The 3,141-nt window shown below is 72.4% G+C and carries 1 protein-coding gene and 1 pseudogene; both read right to left on the bottom strand.

All coding sequences use genetic code 11. The features are described 5' to 3' along the window. A pseudogene (locus K6I33_RS33570) lies at positions 1 to 1,221 on the bottom strand (galactose oxidase); the annotation flags it as partial. 166 nt (positions 1,222 to 1,387) lie between these two features. Then, positions 1,388 to 3,141: glycosyltransferase (locus K6I33_RS33565; protein WP_229358545.1), on the bottom strand; the 1,754-nt coding region annotated here is incomplete at its 5' end.

Genomic DNA, 3,141 nt, shown 5'->3' with positions numbered 1-3,141 from the left:
CTCGTGGGACTCGCCGACCCCGCCGCCGCCCAGGATCATCACCTTCCGGTCCTGGGCCGGGGGCAGCAGCACGGAGGCCGAGGTTTCCGTCATGTCCTGCTCCTCCAGGCCGGGGACGGGCACGAAGGTGTTGGTGTCCACGTTCCACAGGCCCGGGGTGCGGCCGGCCTTGGCGGGCCCGTAGCCGGCGTTGGAGCCGGAGTAGAACAGGCGGCCGCCGGCGGTGAGGAAGAGCGCGGGGTAGGTGGGGAAGTAGCGGTTGGGGCCCGGGGACCACTTGCGGGTCCTCGGGTCGTAGATCTCGTTCTTGCCGGGAATGATCTCGCCCATGTCGTCCAGGCCGGAGACCGCCAGGACCCGGCCGTCCTTGAGGGTGACCAGGGTGGGGTACCAGCGGGCCTCGGACATGGGGTCGACCCGGACGTACCGCTCGGCGACGGGGTCGAACTCGTAGGCGTCCTTCAGGCCCTGGAAGTCTTTTTTGTCCAGCCCCAGTTTGGCCGCGAGGCCGTAGAGGTCCTGGGCGTCACGGCCGCGCAGCCCCTGGACGCGGTACTGGTCGGCGGTGTGGGTGATGCCCCGTTCGCCCTCGTCGACCGCCTCGACGTAGACCCGCACCTGGGCGGCGGTGACGGTGACCTTCTTCGGGGCGCGGCCGGTGCCCTCCGCGACGTTCTTCTTCGCGCGCGGCACGAGGACGGGCAGGAGCGTGCGGTACCGCTTGCCGGTGGAGCCCGTGAAGACCGTGCCGGCGGGGAAGGTGCGGGGGGCGTCGGGGTTCTCGTTCTTCACGAGCATCGCGCCGCCGGCCCGTCTCACGTCGCCGGTGAGCCTCTCGTAGCGGGCGGTGCCGCCCGCTACCAGCAGCCGGCCGTCGGGGAGCTGGGCGTGGCCCGCGCAGAACATGTCCTTGGGGGTGTCGATCTCCCGGAAGGTGTTGCGCGCCGGGTCCCACAGGACGCTCTGGAAGGTGCCCGCCCGGAAGTTCCTCTCGTCGTTGCCGGACCCGGCGATGAGCAGCACCTTGCCGGTGCGCAGCAGGGCCGCGTGGATGGCGTTGATCCGGAACCGGGCGGGGACGTCGACCACGTCCCAGTGCCCGTACCGGGCCTTGTACGACTCCTGGTTGATCGTGTAGTCGTGCCAGGCCCGCTCGGCGAAGCCGGTGGCGGCCGGGCCGTTGGCCGCGATCAGGGCCAGCGTGGCGCCGGCGCCCAGCACCGCCTTGCGCGCCTTCCTGTTCGCCCGGAACCTCGCCCAGGCCCCTGCCGGGAACGCCGCCGGGAGCCTGCCCGGGAGCTCCGCCGGGAATCTGTTCGTCGGGAACCTCACCGCATCCATGTCCCATCGCTCGTACGAGTCCTGCGCGCGGTCCGCGCGTCCGCCCTCACCAGGCCCGGCGCCTCTCCCGTCGCCGGCCGCCCCGCCAGACGGCGACCGGGCCGAGGGCGGTCACCAGGGCCAGCAGCGCCCAGAGCCGCATCGCCGTGTGCGCGTGGCCGAACGTCCAGGAGGCGGCCAGCGACAGGGCGAACAGCCCGGCCCACACCAGATGGGTGCGGAAGGTCGCGAGGCGGTCGGGGCTGGCCGAGTCGCCCTTGGGCGTCACCACGAAGCGCGAGCTGCGCCGGAGCACGGCCTGGGCGAGCGAGCGCGCGTAGAGGGGGGCGGAGAGCGCGGACATCACCATGCCCGCGGCCCCGGAGGAGCCGGCCGGTTCGTGCGGGCTGACGTTGTGGCGCCGGTTCCAGACGTACAGGCCGATCTGGAGGGCGGCCGCGTCGCAGTAGAGCATCAGCCACAGCGACGACTCCACGGAGATCCCCGAGGCCCCGAAGCCGAGGAAGAGCACGCAGGTCAGGGCGCCCAGCACCCAGTTGAGGGCGGACATGGGGTAGTAGGCCACCATGAATCCGTAGTTGAGCAGCCGGCCGGGGGAGAGGGTCCACGCCGCCCGCCAGAACTGCCGCAGCAGCGTCTCGTACGTCCCGCGCGACCAGCGCAGCTGCTGGCTGAAGAAGTCCGTCCACGTGGACGGGCCCTCGCCCACGGCGAGGACGTCGGGGGTGTAGACGGACTTCCAGCGGCGGCCCGTGGCGGGGTTGCGGCGGCGGTGGATCTCCAGTCCGGTGGCCATGTCCTCGGTGATGGAGTCGTAGAGGCCGCCGATCTGCCGCAGCACGCCGACGCGGACACAGTTGCTGGTGCCGACGAACATGGGCGAGCCGTAGGCGTTGCCGGCCCGCTGGATCAGGGCGTGGAAGAGGAACTGCTGGCTCTCGGCGGCCTTGGTGACCGCGGTGGTGTAGTTGCCGTAGACCTGGGGGCCGACGACGAACGCCACGTCGGGGTCGCGGAAGTAGCCGAGCATGCGCTCCAGGAAGTTGGGCAGCGGCACATGGTCGGTGTCGACGCAGGCCATGAACTCGTAGGCGTCGCCGTGGGCGTCCAGCCAGGCGTTGTAGTTGCCGTGCTTGGTGCGGGCCCGGTAGCGGCCGGAGGGCTGATTCCAGCGGGCGACGCCCTTGCGGGAGAAGTGCCGTACGCCCAGCCGCCGGCAGAGCCTCCTGACCTCCGGGTCGTCGCCCTCGTCGAGCAGCCAGACGTCCAGCGGCCCGTCGTGCTCGATGCGCACCGCCCCCTCCAGCGTGGCCCGGACCATGGACAGCGGTTCCTTGCCGGGGACGAAGGTGGTGAGGAAGGCGACGCGGGTGCCGGGGCGGGCGCGGACGGGGACGGGGTCCCGGGCCACCCAGGTGGCGTGGGCGTTGGACGCGACGTTGACGACCCGGAACAGCTCGATCAGCCCGATCGAGACCAGCATCACGGTGTCGAGGGCGCGCTCCCAGTCGCTGACGTAGGGCCGGTAGAGCCAGTGCTCGGGGGAGACGAGCCACAACAGGAGGGTGAGGCAGACCAGGGGGCCCGCCGCGACCAGCGCCATCGCTCCGGTGCCGCCGCCCCGGCCGGGTCCGAGCAGGCGCCGGTAGCGCACCCGGTAGACGCCGTCGGGGGGTTCGGTGAGCGGCCCGGCCAGTCTGCTGAAGCGCGCGTAGTCGTAGGCCGCGGGGGTGCCCGGCCCGGCGGGTGCCGGAACGCCGGGGACTCCGGGGACGGCCGGGCACCCCCGCGGCCTACGAC

This window comes from Streptomyces sp. UNOB3_S3, assembly GCF_020740895.1.
GTDB lineage: Bacteria > Actinomycetota > Actinomycetes > Streptomycetales > Streptomycetaceae > Streptomyces.
The sequence above is the reverse complement of the archived record's forward strand: the minus strand, read 5'-3'. Positions and strand labels throughout refer to the sequence as shown.